Source organism: Caldisericum sp. (assembly GCF_049967455.1).
In the GTDB taxonomy this organism is placed as follows: domain Bacteria; phylum Caldisericota; class Caldisericia; order Caldisericales; family Caldisericaceae; genus Caldisericum; species Caldisericum exile_A.
The window spans coordinates 1-877 of sequence record NZ_JBMFSR010000096.1; the positions used below are offsets into that span (position 1 = coordinate 1).

Below are 877 nucleotides of genomic sequence, written 5' to 3' on the forward strand. Positions count from 1 at the left end.
GTCTCAGCAACTTCTCAAGCTACAGCAGCTGACTTTGAATTCATTAAATTCCTTGACAGCTATGATACCTGGATGAAATGGACAGAGACTCAAGGAGGCCCGCTGCCTGCAAGAAAAGATGTAGCTGAAAATACACCAGCTTTCAAACAACCTGATACAGCACCACTTTGGAACATTATCTTAAAACTATATGAAGATGGAGATTTGATAGCAAGGCCGGCTATACCACAATGGCCACAGGTTTCTACACAGATTCAAAAGATGGTAGAGAGTGTTTTGCTTAATCAAATGACGCCTCAGCAGGCTCTTAAATATTATGCACAACAGGTCGATGATATATTAGCTCAACCTATTAGCAAATAGGGGTATTATATCTCAAAGTATGCACTTTGGATTGGGAACGTGAATATTGAATAACGATCTTTGAAAATAGTAGACAATGAGCATGGAATCATCCTATACTTTTACTGTATGTGAGAAAAAGAAAGAAGTGGTTCCATGCTCTCAACTACTGATCACCGCCCGTATGATTCAACTTGTGATATATTTGCATTCAGCAACACATCCCAGACGTACATCTTCTCGCTCTATCAATCTGCCGGATGCTTCAATAACACCTTGCTTTAAAGACTCTATGTCTGAAAAACACCGATTTTTAAGTTCTACTTTCTTTAACCAGTTCCATATCCCTTCAGCTGGGTTCAATTCAGGCGCATATCCCGGCAATGCTTCAAGATGTATTCTTTTTGTCGCTCCTGATTTCAAAAACTCCTTTATCTTCTTGCTTTTGTGAATCGGTGAGTTATCCCATATTATTGTTATTTTACCTTCTACTGCTTCAAGCATATTCTCAAGAAATCTTACAACATCTTCAGAG

1 protein-coding gene and 1 pseudogene are annotated in these 877 nt (G+C 38.9%); one reads left to right on the forward strand and one right to left on the reverse strand.

What is annotated here, in order from left to right:
- Nucleotides 1–363: pseudogene (locus tag ACP5SP_RS07985) on the forward strand (hypothetical protein); the annotation flags it as partial.
- 168 nt (nt 364–531) lie between these two features.
- Here the strand turns inward: ACP5SP_RS07985 and ACP5SP_RS07990 are convergent.
- The coding region (locus tag ACP5SP_RS07990; protein ID WP_428076545.1) for a transposase at nt 532–877 on the reverse strand (346 nt) is incomplete at its 5' end.